Origin of the sequence: Kitasatospora papulosa, from assembly GCF_000717245.1 — a bacterium.
Classification (GTDB): Bacteria; Actinomycetota; Actinomycetes; order Streptomycetales; family Streptomycetaceae; genus Streptomyces; species Streptomyces papulosus.
The window spans coordinates 1,139,825-1,155,637 of sequence record NZ_JNYQ01000004.1; the positions used below are offsets into that span (position 1 = coordinate 1,139,825).

Annotated in this window: 16 protein-coding genes; 10 read left to right on the forward strand and 6 right to left on the reverse strand. The window is 71.9% G+C overall.

The genetic code is table 11. From position 1 onward, the window contains the following. Positions 1-77: 77 nt before the first annotated feature. Positions 78-1,730 carry a diguanylate cyclase CdgB gene (gene cdgB / locus IA22_RS0116535; protein WP_014154865.1) on the reverse strand — a complete coding sequence of 551 codons (1,653 nt, stop codon included), beginning with the start codon at positions 1,728-1,730 and terminating at the stop codon, positions 78-80. A gap of 348 nt (positions 1,731-2,078) precedes the next feature. On the opposite strand from cdgB, the gene IA22_RS0116540 reads away from it, so the two are divergent. Further along, a complete protein-coding gene (locus IA22_RS0116540) occupies positions 2,079-2,585 on the forward strand; it encodes a flavin reductase family protein (protein WP_015578194.1) in 507 nt (168 codons plus the stop codon). Between the two features lie 101 nt (positions 2,586-2,686). Here the strand turns inward: IA22_RS0116540 and arfB are convergent, their stop codons facing one another. Then, a complete protein-coding gene (arfB, locus tag IA22_RS0116545; RefSeq protein ID WP_030124008.1) occupies positions 2,687-3,121 on the reverse strand; it encodes an alternative ribosome rescue aminoacyl-tRNA hydrolase ArfB in 435 nt (144 codons plus the stop codon). 172 nt (positions 3,122-3,293) lie between these two features. Here arfB and IA22_RS0116550 point away from each other — a divergent pair, with 172 nt between their 5' ends. Continuing rightward, positions 3,294-3,869, forward strand: a complete 576-nt coding sequence (locus tag IA22_RS0116550) for a TerD family protein (protein ID WP_014154868.1) — start codon at positions 3,294-3,296, stop codon at positions 3,867-3,869. A gap of 231 nt (positions 3,870-4,100) precedes the next feature. Beyond that, entirely contained in the window at positions 4,101-5,678 is a 1,578-nt protein-coding gene (locus tag IA22_RS0116555) for a M4 family metallopeptidase (RefSeq protein ID WP_030124009.1), read from the forward strand. A 145-nt stretch (positions 5,679-5,823) separates the two neighbouring features. Here the strand turns inward: IA22_RS0116555 and IA22_RS0116560 are convergent, their stop codons facing one another. After that, the gene (locus IA22_RS0116560; protein ID WP_030124010.1) at positions 5,824-6,381 is read right to left on the reverse strand and encodes a GlcG/HbpS family heme-binding protein; all 558 of its coding nucleotides are present in this window, start codon (positions 6,379-6,381) and stop codon (positions 5,824-5,826) included. A 254-nt stretch (positions 6,382-6,635) separates the two neighbouring features. Between IA22_RS0116560 and IA22_RS0116565 the strand changes: the two genes are divergently transcribed. From IA22_RS0116565 to IA22_RS0116575, 3 genes are all read left to right on the forward strand, one after another. Next, positions 6,636-8,063, forward strand: a complete 1,428-nt coding sequence (locus tag IA22_RS0116565) for a sensor histidine kinase (protein ID WP_030124011.1) — start codon at positions 6,636-6,638, stop codon at positions 8,061-8,063. Beyond that, positions 8,060-8,692 carry a response regulator gene (locus IA22_RS0116570; RefSeq protein WP_015578190.1) on the forward strand — a complete coding sequence of 211 codons (633 nt, stop codon included), beginning with the start codon at positions 8,060-8,062 and terminating at the stop codon, positions 8,690-8,692. The genes IA22_RS0116565 and IA22_RS0116570 overlap by 4 nt, the downstream gene beginning before the upstream one ends. Positions 8,693-8,803: 111 nt before the next feature. Further along, positions 8,804-9,301 (forward strand): hypothetical protein, encoded by a 498-nt coding sequence (locus IA22_RS0116575; protein ID WP_014154873.1) that lies wholly within the window; start codon positions 8,804-8,806, stop codon positions 9,299-9,301. 52 nt (positions 9,302-9,353) lie between these two features. Here the strand turns inward: IA22_RS0116575 and IA22_RS0116580 are convergent, their stop codons facing one another. Next, positions 9,354-10,061: a pentapeptide repeat-containing protein gene (locus IA22_RS0116580; protein ID WP_078640136.1), complete on the reverse strand. Its 708-nt coding sequence runs from the start codon at positions 10,059-10,061 to the stop codon at positions 9,354-9,356. Between the two features lie 99 nt (positions 10,062-10,160). On the opposite strand from IA22_RS0116580, the gene IA22_RS0116585 reads away from it, so the two are divergent. Continuing rightward, the gene (locus IA22_RS0116585; protein ID WP_030124013.1) at positions 10,161-11,348 is read left to right on the forward strand and encodes an NAD(P)-binding protein; all 1,188 of its coding nucleotides are present in this window, start codon (positions 10,161-10,163) and stop codon (positions 11,346-11,348) included. A gap of 63 nt (positions 11,349-11,411) precedes the next feature. Here IA22_RS0116585 and IA22_RS0116590 read toward each other — a convergent pair whose 3' ends face one another. Both IA22_RS0116590 and IA22_RS0116595 read right to left on the reverse strand, forming a co-directional pair. Beyond that, complete coding sequence (locus IA22_RS0116590; protein WP_014154876.1) at positions 11,412-11,888, reverse strand: GNAT family N-acetyltransferase; 477 nt, start codon at positions 11,886-11,888, stop codon at positions 11,412-11,414. A 27-nt stretch (positions 11,889-11,915) separates the two neighbouring features. Beyond that, positions 11,916-12,827, reverse strand: a complete 912-nt coding sequence (locus IA22_RS0116595) for an aminoglycoside phosphotransferase family protein (RefSeq protein WP_014154877.1) — start codon at positions 12,825-12,827, stop codon at positions 11,916-11,918. A 63-nt stretch (positions 12,828-12,890) separates the two neighbouring features. On the opposite strand from IA22_RS0116595, the gene IA22_RS0116600 reads away from it, so the two are divergent. The 3 genes from IA22_RS0116600 to IA22_RS0116610 all read left to right on the forward strand — a co-directional run bounded on the left by IA22_RS0116600 (position 12,891) and on the right by IA22_RS0116610 (position 15,749). Next, entirely contained in the window at positions 12,891-14,291 is a 1,401-nt protein-coding gene (locus IA22_RS0116600; protein WP_030124014.1) for an NAD(P)/FAD-dependent oxidoreductase, read from the forward strand. Positions 14,292-14,628: 337 nt separating this feature from the next. Further along, a complete protein-coding gene (locus tag IA22_RS0116605) occupies positions 14,629-15,315 on the forward strand; it encodes a TNT domain-containing protein (RefSeq protein ID WP_015578185.1) in 687 nt (228 codons plus the stop codon). A 68-nt stretch (positions 15,316-15,383) separates the two neighbouring features. Continuing rightward, the gene (locus tag IA22_RS0116610; protein WP_033248226.1) at positions 15,384-15,749 is read left to right on the forward strand and encodes a hypothetical protein; all 366 of its coding nucleotides are present in this window, start codon (positions 15,384-15,386) and stop codon (positions 15,747-15,749) included. Positions 15,750-15,813: the final 64 nt, after the last annotated feature.

Below are 15,813 nucleotides of genomic sequence, written 5' to 3' on the forward strand. Positions count from 1 at the left end.
GAACGGAGCACGCGTCGAATTGCCCTCGGTCCCCCGGAAAACCCGGGCGGTGTACGGGGACAGCCAGGCCGTGAACGTCAGCCGGCTCTGCGGTGAACCTTCGATCGGGACCGCTTCTCCACATACATCCGCTGGTCCGCGGAGTGCAGGACCTCTTCCTCGGTCATTCCGCACTCGGCCCAGCCGATACCGAAACTCGCCCCGACCCTGACTGCCCGGCCGTCCACCCGGATGGGCGGAATGATGGCGTTACGCAAGCGTACGGCCAGGTCCGCGGCATCTGCCGCCCCGAGGCCGTCCGCGAGGACGACGAATTCGTCACCCCCGAGCCGCGCGACCGTGTCACCGTCCCGTACGCAGGTCGTCAGCCGCCGGGCGACCTCGATGAGAACCGCGTCACCCGCGTGGTGCCCGAAGCGGTCGTTGATGGACTTGAAGCCGTCGAGGTCGCAGAAGAGGACCGCGAGCCCCTTGGTCCCGTCGTCACGGTCCGGGTCCGGCGCGACGGTGTGCACGTGGTGGTCGTAAGGGCCGATGCCCGGCGCGACCTCGCCCTCGTAGCCGTCCGCCCGGTAGCCGTGCACCGCGCTCTCGACGTCGCCGTACGCGGCGTCCAGCGCCTCGATCGCGGAGGAGGTGACGGAGTGAGGCCTCTCACACAGCCGCGCGCCGAGCCTGGAGCGCAGCTCGGCACTGTTGGGGAGACCGGTGAGCGCGTCGTGCGAGGCGCGGTGCGCGAGATTCAGCTCGTTGCGCTTGCGCTCCTCGATGTCCTCGACGTGCGTGAGGAGGAAGCGCGGCCCGTCGGTGGTGTCGGCTACGACGGAGTTGCGCAGGGAGACCCAGAGGTAGGTGCCGTCCCGGCGCCCGAGCCGGAGCTCCGCCCGCCCGCCCTCGGCGGACGTGCGCAGCAGCGTGCCGATGTCCTCGGGGTGGACGAGATCCGCGAAGGAGTAGCGGCGCAGGACGGAGGCGGGGCGCCCCAGGAGCCGGCAGAGCGCGTCGTTGGTGCGCAGCAGCCTGCCGTGCTGGTCACCGCCCATCTCGGCGATGGCCATGCCGCTGGGGGCGTACTCGAATGCCTGGCGGAAGGATTCCTCACTGGCCCGCAGCGCCTGCTGCTCGCGTTCGAGCCTGACCAGGGCGCGCTGCATGTTTGCTCGGAGGCGAGCGTTACTGATCGCAATGGCGGCCTGGGAGGCGTACATCTGGAGCGCCTCGCGGCCCCAGGCACCGGGGCGGCGGCCGTTGCGCGGCCTGTCGACCGATATGACCCCCAGGAGGTCCAGACCTCCGCCGGAGGCGTACATGGGGGCGTAGAGGCGGTCCAGGGGGTGCCACTCGTCCTCGAAGCGGGGCTCCGGCCCCTCGGTGTGCCACTGCGGCACGTCGTCGTCGAGGAGCACCCAGCCCTCGGTGTGGGGTATGAACCGGAGCTCGTCCCAGGCCTCGCCCATCGACAGCCTGCGCTCCCAGGACGCGCGGGAGCCGACACGGCCGGTGATCAGGGATTCCGCGGCGCTGTTGCCGGCGAACGCGGCGACGACGAGGTCGCCGTCGGGACGGACGAGGTTGACGCAGCCCAGCTCGTAACCGAGGCCGCCGACGATGCCGTCGGCCACCGACTGCAGCGTGTCCGCCAGGCTCCGCGCCGTGTTGAGATCAGCGACGGCCTGGTGCAGCTGCCGCATGGTCGCAAGACGGACGTACGGCTCCGACTCGGCCTCCATTGCTCGCACTCCCTGAGACCTCGACAGCAACTCCAGGTTTCATATCGACGTACTTGTTGCACTGTCACGGCCACTGAATCACAGTGAGCTGTGCACCCGGTACACAGGGTCAACAAATATTGCTCTCTGTGACTCAAGTCACAAGAGTTGGCAAAGGTCGCTCCAGGCACCTCCGGACGCCCCCTGCCAGATGGCGAACGCAAAGCGGCGCACATGGTTCCGGAGTCCTAGGACCGGCCTGGTCCCCTGGCCCGATGCGACGCGGCATCCAGCGGCACTAGCGTGCCCGGTGTGCTGCAGAAGACTCCCCCCGCCCCGCGTACCGAAGCCGTCCCCCATGCTGAGGGGGTGAGCAACGACGAATTCCGCGCCGCCCTGTCCCGCCTGGCCGCGGGCGTGGTGCTGGTCACGGCCGAGGAGCCACCGCTCGACGACCACGGCCGGGGCGAGGACGTCGGGATGACGGCCACCGCCTTCATGTCGGTCTCCCTGGACCCGCCCCTGGTCATGGTGAGCCTGCGCAACGACTCACGCATGGACGACCTGCTGGCCGAACAGCCCCTGTGGGCGGTGTCCGTACTCACGGAGGGCCAGCGGCAGGTCGCCGCGCGGTTCGCCATGAAGAACCGCATCAGCGACCGGCTGCTGTTCGAGGACGTCCCCTGCACACGGGGCGAGATCTCGGGGGCGCCGCTGGTGGGCGGGGCGCTGGCCACCCTGGAGTGCCGCACGGAGCAGCGTGTCCCGGCCGGCGACCACATGCTGGTGATCGGCCGCGTGCTGTCGGCGTCGCTGCCGGACGCGGACGGCGAGCCGCTCACCTACTTCAAGGGCCGCTACCGGCAGCTGGGCTGACCGGTTCAAGGGCCGTTACCAGCAGCTGGGCCGACCGGTTCAGGGGCCGTTACCGGCAGCTGGGCTGACCGGCGCGAGGGCGGGGCGGGACCGCGCGGCTCCTACCAGTCGCGGCCGGAGCGTCCGCGCTTCGTGTCGCCGCGCTGCTTCTTCTCACGCAGGCGCCGCTCGTTGATGCCGCGCGGGATCTTCTTCTTGAGGCGCGGCTTGGGCGGCGGCGCCGTCGCCTCCGCCAGCAGCGCCGCGAGCCGCACGGCGGCCGTCTCACGGTTGCGCCACTGGGAGCGGTGCTCCGAGGCGCGTACGGACACCACACCGCCGACCAGCCGGCCCGCGAGCCGGTCGAGCGCCCGGGCCTTCCACACCTCGGGCAGCGACCCGGTCGCCGCGAGGTCGAAGCGGAGCTCCACCTGGGAGTCGCTGGTGTTGACGTGCTGCCCGCCGGGCCCCGAGGACCGCGAGAAACGCCACATGAGTTCGGCCTCCGGCAGGGAGACCGAACCGCGGATGACATAGGGCCCGGACATGACACCCATGTTCCCCGCACCACGGCCCGCTCGTCACCTTGTTTTGCGAGCGTTCGGCCAGAAGTTCGGCAAAGAAAGTAAAGCGAGCTGGAACCTCGTGGTCTCTTGTCTGCGTTAGGACGGGTGACGGTAGCTTTCGTGATGGCACGAAGCCCGCACATGACGAGGAAAGGGACTTCCCATGGCTGTAAGCCTGTCCAAGGGCGGCAACGTCTCGCTCACCAAGGAGGCCCCGGGCCTGACCGCCGTCACGGTCGGCCTCGGCTGGGACGTCCGCACCACCACCGGCACCGACTTCGACCTCGACGCCTCGGCGATCGCGGTCAACAACGCCGGCAAGGTCTACTCCGACGGCCACTTCGTCTTCTTCAACAACAAGGCGACGCCGGACCAGACCATCGTCCACACCGGTGACAACATCACCGGCCAGGGCGAGGGCGACGACGAGCAGATCAACGTCAACCTGGCGGGCCTCCCGGCGGACATCGACAAGATCGTGTTCCCGGTCTCCATCTACGACGCCGAGGCGCGCAGCCAGAACTTCGGCCAGGTGCGGAACGCCTTCATCCGCATCGTCAACCAGGCCGGCGGCACCGAGATCGCCCGCTACGACCTCAGCGAGGACGCCGCCACCGAGACCGCGATGGTCTTCGGCGAGCTCTACCGCAACGGCGCCGAGTGGAAGTTCCGCGCGGTCGGCCAGGGTTACGCATCGGGTCTGCGCGGCATCGCCCAGGACTTCGGCGTCAACCTCTGACCCGAGGGCTTTTCCAGGGGAGCCCCCGCCCGACTCCGGTCGGCGGGGGCTCCCGTGCGTCCGCGCCGCGCACCCCTTTCCACGCGTCAGATAGCGGACACGAACACGCCCCAGTCGGACAAGAACTGGTCAAAAACTTGTGAGGTAATTGTCGGCGCCCCGTCAAAAGCGTTCATTCGGTGGCACGCTCTCCGCTCGTAACCCCCCACAGGAACGAGCAACGGAGAAGGCATGACCCCCCACATGAACACCCGTCGCGCCGCCGCCCTGACCGCAGTTGCCGCGATGGTCGTCGTCGGCGTCCAGACCGGTACGGCCACGGCCGGCACCGGAACCGGTGACAGCACGGCCTCTTCGTCCGGCGCCACCACGCTCGGCGTGAACACCGCCACCCAGCGCACCACCGCCCTGCGCACCGCGCAGAGCGACACCCCGGCCGCCGCCGAGGCCCTCGGGCTGGGCGGCCAGGAGAAACTGATCGTCCGTGACGTGATCAAGGACGCGCACGGCACGGTCCACACCCGCTACGAGCGCACCTACGCCGGCCTCCCGGTCCTCGGCGGCGACCTGGTCACCCACACCGCGGCGGACGGAAGGTCCAAGGGTGTCGACAAGGCCACCGACGCCCGCATATCCGTGCCGTCGACGCAGCCGAAGCTGAAGGCCGCGGCGAGCGCCCGCAAGGTCGTCTGGGCGGGCGACGGCAAGCCGGCCCTCGCCTTCGAGACCGTGCGCGAGGGAGTGCAGAAGGACGGCACACCGAGTCGGCTGCACCTCATCACCGACGCCACGACCGGCAAGAAGCTCCACAGCTTCGAGGCCATCGAGACCGGCACCGGCAACAGCCAGTACAGCGGCCAGGTGACGCTGTCGACCACCAAGGGCGGCTCGGGCTTCGAGCTGACCGACGGCGACCGGGGCGGCCACAAGACGTACGACCTCGGCCAGGGCCAGACCGGCACCGGCGACCTCGTCACGGACGCCGACGACACCTGGGGCGACGGGACCGGTGGCGACCGCCAGACCGCGGCGGTCGACGCCCACTACGGCGCCGCCACGACCTGGGACTTCTACAAGAACGAGCTGGGCCGCGACGGCATAGCCGGGGACGGCAAGGCCGCGTACTCCCGCGTCCACTTCGGGACCGGCTACGTCAACGCCTTCTGGGACGACAGCTGCTTCTGCATGACCTACGGCGACGGGGCCGACGACAAGAGCGCCCTCACCGCGATCGACGTCGCCGGCCACGAGATGAGCCACGGCCTCACCGCCGCCACCGCCAACCTCGACTACTCCGGCGAGTCCGGCGGTCTCAACGAGGCGACCAGCGACATCTTCGGCACCTCCGTCGAGTTCTTCGCCGACAACACCACCGACCCCGGTGACTACCTCATCGGCGAGAAGATCGACATCAACGGCGACGGGACCCCCCTGCGCTACATGGACAAGCCCAGCAAGGACGGCGGCTCGGCGGACTACTGGGACGCCGGCGTCGGCGACCTCGACGTGCACTACTCCTCCGGCGTCGCCAACCACTTCTTCTACCTGCTGGCGGAGGGCAGCGGCGCCAAGACCATCGGCGGCGTCGACTACGACTCCCCGACCTCCGACGGCTCCACGGTCACCGGCATAGGCCGTCAGAAGGCCTACCAGATCTGGTACAAGGCGCTCTCCGTCTACATGACGTCGAGCACCGACTACGCCGGCGCCCGTGACGCGACCGAGAAGGCCGCCACGGACCTGTTCGGTGCCGACAGCGCCGAACTCGCCGCCGTCGGCGCCGCCTGGAACGGCGTCAACGTCAAGTAGCGCGTCAGAGGTCCGCGTCGAACGACGCAGGACACAGCGGGAGCCGGCCGGCCTCGGGCAGGCCGGCTCCCGCCGTCGCAGGCGCCGGAACACGGGACGCCGGGCGTCTCCGGCCTGCGGCCCGATCCCGGGGCCGGGCCGCTCACTACCGGCCGAGAGCAGCCACGCCCGCCGCGGCGAACTTCTCGTCGAGATCGCCGCTCGGCGCGCCCGCGACGCCGATGCCCGCCACCGGGGCGCCCTTGACCTGCACGGGCGAGCCGCCCGCCAGGAACAGGGTGCCGGGGATGTCCTTCAGGTTCGGTGCCTGCTCCAGGCGCTTGACCAGCTCGGAGGTCGGCGCGTTCCAGGAGACGGCGGTGTACGCCTTCTTCACTGCGGACTCGGGGGACTGCGGGCCCGCACCGTCGCCGCGCAGCGTCACGACGGTGTTGCCGTCGCGGTCGACGACGGCCACCGAGACGCGCTGGTTCTCCTTCTTCGCGGCGTCCAGAGCGGCCTGCGCGGCCTTGGTCGCGGCGGCGACGGTCAGGTGTGTGGACTGCTGGAGGTTACGGTCCGCGGTGTCGGCCTTCACGGCGGCGGCGGGCGCGGCGGCCGGGGTGGACGCGTTCGCGGACATCGCGCCGAAGGTTCCGGCACCCAGCGCCGCGGCGACGACGGCACCGGTCAGGACACGGGTGTGCAGGGACAGCTTCTTCATGGTGGGCTCCTCGGGTGAACGGCGGCTCGGGCTGCGAACCGTCCTGCTTCGGGTCCGGCTTCTTCCGGCTTCCGGTAGCGGCTTGCGGTTTCGGCCTCCGGTAGCGGCTGCCGGTTTCGGCTTCCGGTATCGATCCTCCGGCCGGAACCAGGCCCGGACCGTCGGCGTACCGGCTCGAAGCCCCACCCGTGTCGGACGACGGCCCCGTCAGCCGATCGGTTGATGCGGAGGTGGCCCGCAGAGGTGACCATGGGATGTCCACGCAGGTCAGCCGCTGCGCGGTGACGCGAGAACGCAGGACGGGACAGGGCCGAGGGAGCGCGGGGTACGACGTGCGGCAGAACGGAACCGGGCCGGACCCGGAGCGAACGGCGCCGTCCGACGCGGACGCGGCACACCGTGCGGGTGCGGCCGGCGATCCGGACGCGCGGTGGCTGGCCCTCCTCATGCACGCCGCGTTCTTCCTGCTGCTCGGCGCCTCCCTCGCGCGCTTCCTCATGCGCCACCCCGGCGAGACCCGTACCCCCTGGATCATCGGGCTGTCGGCCGTGCTCGCCGCGCTGTACCTCCTCGGCCCGGTACTCGGCTCGCGCCCCACACCCCGCCGGCTGACCTGGCTCGGCGCCCTTGTCGTGGTGTGGATGGTCCTGGTCGTCCTCGCGCCGAGCTTCGCGTGGTGCGCCGTCCCGCTCTTCTACACGGGCCTGCGGATCCTGCCGCCGCGCGCCGCCCTGGCGCTCGTCGCCCTGCTCACCCTGTTCGTCGTCGCAGCGCAGCTACGGCTCGCCACCGGCTTCGACCCGAACCTCGTCCTGGCACCGCCCGCCGTCGCGGCCGTCGCCACCGCCGTCTTCGTCCACATGCAGCGCCAGGCCGTACGCCAACGGGACCTGGCCGTACGCCAGCGCGAGCTGATCGACGACCTGCTCCGCACCCGGCGGGAACTGGCCGCCACCGAACGCCGGGAAGGGACCCTCGCCGAACGCCAGCGGCTGTCCATGGAGATCCACGACACCCTGGCCCAGGGGCTGTCCAGCCAGCAGATGCTGCTCCAGGCGGCCGACCGCTCCTGGGACACCGACCCGGCCACCGCCCGCCGCCACGTCCTCACGGCGACCGGCATCGCGGAGCGCAACCTCGCCGAGGCCCGCCGCTTCGTGCACGACCTCGCGCCGGCCGACCTGGCCGAGGGAGGCGGGCTGGAGGCGGCACTGCACGCCCTCGCCGACCGGGAGACCGCACAGGCGCGCGGAGGCCTCACCGTCCGCTGCCATGTGGAGGGCGCACCGGCCACCACGCTTCCCGACCGGGTGCAGTCCGCACTCCTGCGCATCGCACAGGGTGCACTCGCCAACGTCACCGAGCACGCCGAGGCCACCGTCGCCGCGCTGACCCTGACCCACCTCGACGACCGTGTCGTCCTCGACGTCGCCGACAACGGCCGCGGCTTCAGCCCCGAGCGGCAGACACCTCGCCAGGCCGGCGGCGTACGCGGTCACGGGCTGCCCGCGATGCGGGCCCGGGTCCAGCAGCTCGGCGGCACCCTGACCGTCGAATCCGCACCCGGCGAAGGGACCGTCCTGTCCGCCGCCGTGCCCCTGGCCACGCACCCGGACGCCCCGGTCACACCATCTGCACCGGGCGCCCCGCCCACCCCACCCGCCCCGGAGGAACACGCATGACCCCGTCCGTACGGATCCTGCTCTGCGACGACCACGCCGTCGTACGGGCCGGACTGCTCGCCCTGCTCGGCGGCGAACCCGACATCGACGTCGTGGGCGAGGCGGGCAGCGGGGAGGAGGCCGTCGCCCTCGCCGCACAGCTCACGCCCGACGTCGTCCTGATGGACCTCCAGCTGGGCTCGGGCATCGACGGTGTCGAGGCGACCCGCCGCATCGCCACCGCCGGGGCCGGCGCGGTCAACGTGCTCGTCCTCACGACGTACGACACCGACGCGGACATCACCCGGGCCATCGAGGCGGGAGCCACCGGCTACCTGCTGAAGGCCGAACGCCCGGAAGAACTCTTCGCCGCGATCCGGGCCGCCGCACAGGGCCGCACGACACTCTCCCCGCCGGTCGCCAGCCGGGTCATGGCCCGGATGCGCAGCCCCCGGCCCACCCTGACCGAACGCGAACTCGACATCCTGGGCCAGCTGTCACAGGGCCTCGGCAACCGTGACATCGCACGAGCCCTCTTCATCAGCGAGGCCACCGTCAAGACCCACCTGGGGCGGATCTACGAGAAGCTCGACGTGGACACCAGGGCGGGAGCGGTATCCGTCGCCAAGGAGCAACGCCTGCTCCCGTAGCCCACGCTCCCCGGGCGCCGGGCACCACCCGCGTTCACCCGGACGGCCCAGTCACCTCCCCCCGCCCGCCGCTCGGCGCGGGGCGCCCGCCGGACATGACACCATCGAACCGTGCTCGACATCGGCTACTCCCTCTCCCGGCGCTTCCCGGACCCCCCGCAGACCGACTACCGCCGCGCGGACGTCCACGCCCTGCGGCACGACCTGTTCTCCGGGGACGTCTACCTCGCCGACACCAAGGAAGACCGAGAGGTGTCCACAGCCTGGGGATGGGTCCCCGTACTCGACTTCGCCTGGGCACTCTGCGACATCGTCGAGCAGATCGACCGCGACCCCCGGGGCAACCGCTCGCACCGCCGGCAGTACGCCGAACTCGACTTCACCGAGTCGTCCGACCGCATGCTCTTCGAACGCCGCTTCGGCTGGGTGGACGTCGAAGCCGACTGGATGCCCGGCGAGGAGCCCCCGCTCACCTTCAACCACTCCCTGCTGCGCCGTGAGGCCCGCGACTTCCTGCACGACCTGATCGCCGACCTGGCCGACATGCACGAAGGCCTCGCCGACAACCCCGTCATCTGGGACCTCCAGGCCCGCTTCCCCCGCCTCTGACACCACCCGAGCACGGGGACGCGGGGACGGGCCCGGGCCTGCGGGTGTACGCCTACGCCTCCACCCGCACCCCGATCTGCGCGGCGAACGCCGGAGCCAGCTCCATCAGCTGGGACGGGCTGATCACCGCCCCCGCCAGCCGCTCCACACCCCGCGCGATGTCGAGCTCGGCAACCGTCCTCAGATCGACCGACTCCATCCGCACGGCACTGAAGTCGGCACGCTTCAGCACGCAGTCCCGGAACTCCACCCGCACCAGCTGCGCCTCCCCGAAATCCGGCTCCGAGAGCACACACCCCTCGAAGACGACGTCCTTCAGCCGCGCCTTGCGCAGATTCAGGTAATCGATCTTCCCGCCCCGCACCAGCACCCGCTCCAGCACCGCACCGTGCAGCTGCACCCCGCCCAGCCGCGCGTCCAGGACCTCGACGTCCCTCAGCGACGCCCCCGCGAGATCGGTGCCGACACCACGCACACCCGTCAGCACCGAGTCGATGAACCTGGCCCGCACCAGCTCCGCACGGTCCAGGGCGCACCCGCGCAGCTCACAGTCCATGAACCGCGCCCCGGGCCCCGACGCCTCGGCCAGGTCCGTCCCCTCGAACCGCACCCCGTCGTAATCCCCGTCGGGCTCCAGCCCCTCACCGTCGTACTCCACCAGCGGCGGCAGCCGGACCTCCGGCCGCCTCGCCGGAGCCACCCCGTCCTTCGCCCCCGCGCCCCTGCCGCTCCTGTTGCCTGTACGTGCCATGCCCCCCATCGTGACGCACACCACTGACACCGCCCCGGCCCGGTGTCACGAAACCGGCCGGCCCGACCGTCCTCACGTCAGAAGCGCCCACCGCGAGGAGACCCAGCCATGCAGCGCATCCACATCGTCGGCGGCGGCCTCGCCGGACTGACCGCCGCCATCACCGCCGCCGAATCCCGGGCACAGGTCACCCTCCACGAGGCCCACCACACGCTCGGCGGACGCGCCAGGACCTCGGACGGCCCCTACCTCACCAACGAAGGACCGCACGCCCTCTACCGCCGCGGCCCCCACTGGGCCTGGCTCGAACGGCGCGGGCTCCTCGGCCCCTTCGCCTCCGTACCGCCCATCGAAGGCGCCCGCTTCCTCTTCCACCGCGACGGCGCACTGCGCAGGACCCCGCCCCTCGCCCTGCTGCGCCTCACCCGCCGCAGCCCCCACCGCGCGCCCGTCGACACCGACTTCCACAGCTGGGCCACCACCCAGGTGGGCGAGGAGGGCGCCCGCGCGGCGGCCCACTACATGGGCGTCGCCCTCTTCCACCACGACCCCGGTTCGCTCTCCGCCGCCTTCGTCCAGGAACGGCTGCGCCGTGCCACCGCCCTGCCCCCGGAGGCCCGCTACCCGGTCGGCGGCTGGGCGCGGCTCGTCGACCGGATGGCGGCCCGGGCCTGGGACCTCGGCGTACGCATCCGGACCGACGCACGCGTCGGCCCCCAGGAGCTGGCGGAACTCCGGCGCGGCGGCCCCGTGATCGTCGCCACCCATCTGGAGTCCGCCCGCACCCTCCTGGAGGACCCCACCCTGACCTGGGACAGCGGCCGGACCGCCCTGCTCGACCTGGCCCTGCGGACCCGGCGCGGCGACCCGTTCATCGTCTCCGACCTCGACGCCCCCGGCTGGATCGAACGGTTCACCGCCCAGGACCCCACACTCGCCCCGCCCGGCGAACAGCTCCTCCAGGCCCAGATCCCCCTCGCCCCCGGCACCCCGCGCGCCGACGCCCTGCGCCGCGCCGAGGACCTCCTCGACCTCGGCTTCCCCGGCTGGCGCGACCGCACCACCTGGCGCCGGGAAGCACTCGCGTCCGGCCGCACCGGAGCGGTCGACGGACCGGGCACGACGTGGCGGGACCGGCCCGCCGTCGACCGCGGCGACGGAATCCTGCTCGCGGGCGACCAGGTCGCCGCCCCGGGACTCCTCAGCGAGGTCGCGTTCAACAGCGGGATGGAGGCGGCGCTCCTGGCCCTCGACCACCTGGGCGGAGCGCAGCGCGCCGGGTCCCGCACCGCCTGAGCCCTCCGCCCCCGGGCACCCTGGAAGCGGCTCGCGCCACCCCCGGCTCAGGCGGCCCCGCGCTCAGGCCGCCCCGAGCTCCGCGAGCGCCCCGTCCGTCAGCCGGTACACCGTCCACTCGTCCTGCGGACGCGCGCCCAGCGCCTCGTAGAACGCGATGGACGGGGCGTTCCAGTCCAGCACCGACCACTCCAGACGCCCGTAACCACGCTCCACGCAGATCCGCGCAAGCTCCGTCAGCAGCGCCTTCCCGTAACCGCCACCACGCCTCTCCGGGCGTACGTAGAGGTCCTCCAGATACACGCCGTGGACCCCGCGCCACGTCGAGAAGTTGAGGAACCAGAGCGCGAAGCCGACCACGTCGCCGTCGTCGTCCGACACCGCGACATGGGCGTACGCGGCGGGCCGCTCGCCGAACAGCGCCTCGCGCAACTGCTCCTCGGTGGCGTTCGCCTCGTCGAGCGCCTTCTCGTAGTCCGCGAGCTCACGGACCATGGCGTGGATGGCGGGGACGTCTTCGGAAGTGGCTGCACGAATCATGGGGGCAGCCTAAGGGCCGTTCCGTGCCTACCGGTCCCGCCCCAGCAACCGCCGGGCGATCTCCGCGTGGTCCGCCGGAAGCCGGGTCCCCCCGCCCCGGATCCACAGCCCGTTCTGCAGCACCCTCCCCAGCGTCCACGCCCGCGCACGCTCCCGGTCCAGCCCCAGCGCCCCCGACAGCAGGTCGAACCTCCACCGCACCTCGGACGCCTCGAACCTGTTGTCCAGCGCCGGAAACAGCTCGAACCCCGGATCCCCGCCCAGCGGCTTGGGATCGAGCACGACCCACTCCCCCGCCCGGCCGTCCTCCGCACGTCCGGCCAGGATGTTGTCGTAGTGGAGGTCCCAGTGCAGCAGCCGGTCACCCGGCTCCCCGGCCACCTCCCGCACCGCGGCCGCGCAGTCCATGAGCAACCGCCGCTCGCCCTCGTCGGCCAGTCTCGCGGCCGCACCGGGCGCCTCCTCCAGCATCCGGACGGCCTCGTCCCCGAGCGTCCGCATCCCCGCCGGAGCCGGCACCCGGACCAGCCGGGCCAGTGACTCCGCGAGCACCCGCACCGCCGCCCGCGCATCCGCGACCCCGGTCAACGGACGCCGCTCGTCCAGCCGTTCCAGCAGCATCACCCCGGTCGCCGGATCATGGTCCAGCAGACCCACCACCCCCGCACCGGCCTCGCCCCAGACCCGCAGCGCGACCGGCTCCCCCACCGTCTCCTCGTCCACCAACTGCAGCTTCAACGCCGCCCGTCGGCCGTCCGCCGCCCGCAGCACGGGAAGCACCAGCGCACACATCCCGCTCATCGCGGCCCCGTCGGGCCGCAGCCCCCACTCCTCCAGGTACCTCCCCGCGAGAGCGGGCAGCGCGTCGGCGAACTCCCGCCCCACCGCACCGCTGTGCGTCCTCAGATTCACGACCAGGTCACCCGGAACGTCGATCACAGCGCGAGCCTAGAGGTAACGTCCCTCCAGCGACTGGGCTGCACACGGACAAGCAGGGGACACATGAGCACCGTCAGTACCGTCAACGGCGGCATTTCGTTCTGGTACGCGAACAAGGGCACCCCCACCCCACGCGAGCCCCTGCCCGGTGACACCTCAGCCGACGTCTGCATCGTCGGCGGCGGCTACACGGGACTCTGGACGGCTTACTACCTCAAGAAGGCCGTCCCCTTCCTCAACATCACCGTCCTGGAAGCCAAGTTCTGCGGCTACGGCGCCTCCGGCCGCAACGGCGGCTGGCTCTACAACGGCATAGCGGGCCGCGACCGCTACGCGAAGCTGCACGGCCACGACGCGGCGGTCCGCCTGCAGAAGGCCATGAACGACACGGTCGGCGAGGTCATACGCGTCGCGGACGAGGAGAACATCGACGCCGACATCCACCACGGCGGCGTCCTCGAGATCGCCCACACCCCCGCCCAGCTCGCCCGGCTCAAGGACTTCCACTCCGTGGAGATCGCGTTCGGCGAGACCGACCGCGTCCTGCGCGGAGCCCGCGAGACCGCCGAACGCATCCGCGTCTCCGGCGCCGTCGGTTCCATCTGGACCCCGCACGGCGCACGCCTGCACCCCGCGAAGCTGGTCACCGGCCTCGCCGCCGCCGTGGAGGCCCTCGGCGTCACGATCCACGAGTCCACCCCCGTCACCGAGATCAAGCCCAAGCACGCCGTCACCCCGTACGGAACCGTCCGCGCCCCCTACGTGCTGCGCTGCACCGAAGGCTTCACCGCGGGACTCAAGGGCCACAAGCGCACCTGGCTCCCCATGAACTCCTCCATGATCGTCACCGAGCCGCTGCCCGCCGCCCTCTGGGACACCATCGGCTGGGACGGCCGCGAAACCCTCGGCGACATGGCCCACGCCTACGTGTACGCCCAGCGCACCGCCGACGACCGCATCGCCCTCGGCGGCCGCGGAGTCCCCTACCGCTACGCCTCCGCGACCGACAACGACGGCCGGACCCAGCCCGCCACCGTCGAGGCCCTGCGCGACCTGCTCGTCCGCTTCTTCCCCACCACCGCGGGCACCCGCATCGACCACGCCTGGTCCGGCGTCCTCGGCGTCCCCCGCGACTGGTGCGCCACCGTCACCCTGGACCGCAGCACCGGCCTCGGCTGGGCCGGCGGCTACGTGGGCTCCGGCGTCGCCACCGCCAACCTCGCCGCCCGCACCCTGCGCGACCTCATCCAGCAGGACTCCGGCCAGGCCGGCCCCACCGAGTTCACCACCCTCCCCTGGGTGAACCACAAGGTCCGCCGCTGGGAACCCGAACCCCTCCGCTGGCTCGGCGTCCACGCCCTCTACGCCGCCTACCGCACCGCCGACCGCCGCGAAGCCGCCTCCTCCTCCCTCGCCACGGATCCCCTCGCGAAGGCGGCGGACCGCATCTCCGGACGCCACTGACCGGGCCGGCCACCGGCCCGGCTCCCGCCGCCCCGGGCACCGTCGGCCCACATCCCACCGACCCGGGCACCGCCGGCCCGGGTCGGCCACCGGCCGCGGCGTCGCAGGCCCGGGCCGGCCACCCCTGTGCGCCGCCGGAGACCCGTCCTAGGCCGATCAGGAGAAAGCCCGGCTCCGAACGGGTGACGGCACGTATCCCCGTCCTCGCGCACCACCGCATCCGCCATTGACTGAGGGCCCATCACCACGGCGTCCCCTCACGGGCGCCTCCACGCGACCTCGAAGCCCGCCTGCCGCCCTCCGCGGCCGACACGGGCCGTGAGAAGGGACCACCTCCATGCGGGTGCTGCGAAACATCGCATCGGGCGCCATCGCCTCGCTGCTCCTCCTCGTCGGGCTGACACCCGCGGCCGCCCACGCCGACCCCGGCGACCATGGCCGCCCCGCGACCCACTGCCCGACGGACGCCCGTACACGCGGGACCAACGGAGCACCCACCACACCCCTGGAGGAGTACTACCTCGACGACTGGCGGCTCGGTCCACAGGTCCTGCCGAGGACCGGCGCCATCGGGGCGATGCTGCGTGACTACCACCGCACCGGCCCGACCTCCGCGTACTGGTTCCTCGGCTGCTACTGGCAGACCAACCCGACCAGCGGCGAGTCCGGCTGGTGGTACCCGGACCACGACGGCTTCGTACTCGACCGCGCGGGCAACCCGGTGAAGAAGAACCTGACGCTCCGCGTGGGACAGCTGGTCGACCTCTTCGGCAGCGGACGCGGCAACTTCCTCGCCCCCGCAGGGACCCCGTACGCCAAGCGCGCCATCCCGCCGAGCAACCTCGTCACCTACACGACCGACTACCCGAACAGCTACCACCTGTACCGGGTCACGGAGGCGTTCACCGTCGAGGCCGGCCGCATCCGCCCCTGGTTCGGGCAGCCCGGTCTGGGGATCCAGTACAAGACGGACCAGCGGGTCTCGGAACTGGTCAACGCCGAGAAACTCGAAGCCCTGAACTGATCACGACCGCACTCCCCTGGGCGGGCCCGGCACGACCGGGCCCGCCCAGGCGCATGCAAGGGGAACCGATGAACAGGACCGAGCTCACCGAACGGCTCCGCCGCGAGGAGGTACCGGACGCGCTCTACGAGATCCCGGGAGTCCACGGCGTCCCCGTACAGCTGGACGCTTACTACGTCCTGCGCCCGGAAGGCGACACGTGGCCGGTCCTGCTGCGCCAGCGGGGCCAGGAGGAAGTCATCGCCCGCTTCGCAACCGAGGCGGAGGCCTGCGACTACCTGTACGACACCCTCACGGACGTCCCCCCACCCGCCCCCGGCGGCGCGGCCCGCATCGAACGCCTCCTGGCCGACGCCGACGAGATCCAGCGCCAGGCGGAGGAGGACTTCGAACGCGCCCCGGACCGGGAGGACGGCGGGACTGGGGGTGTCTGAACCGGGACGCCGGGCCCCGACCCGTGTGGACACCGCGATCGGCTTCGGCACGGGGCAGCGAGGG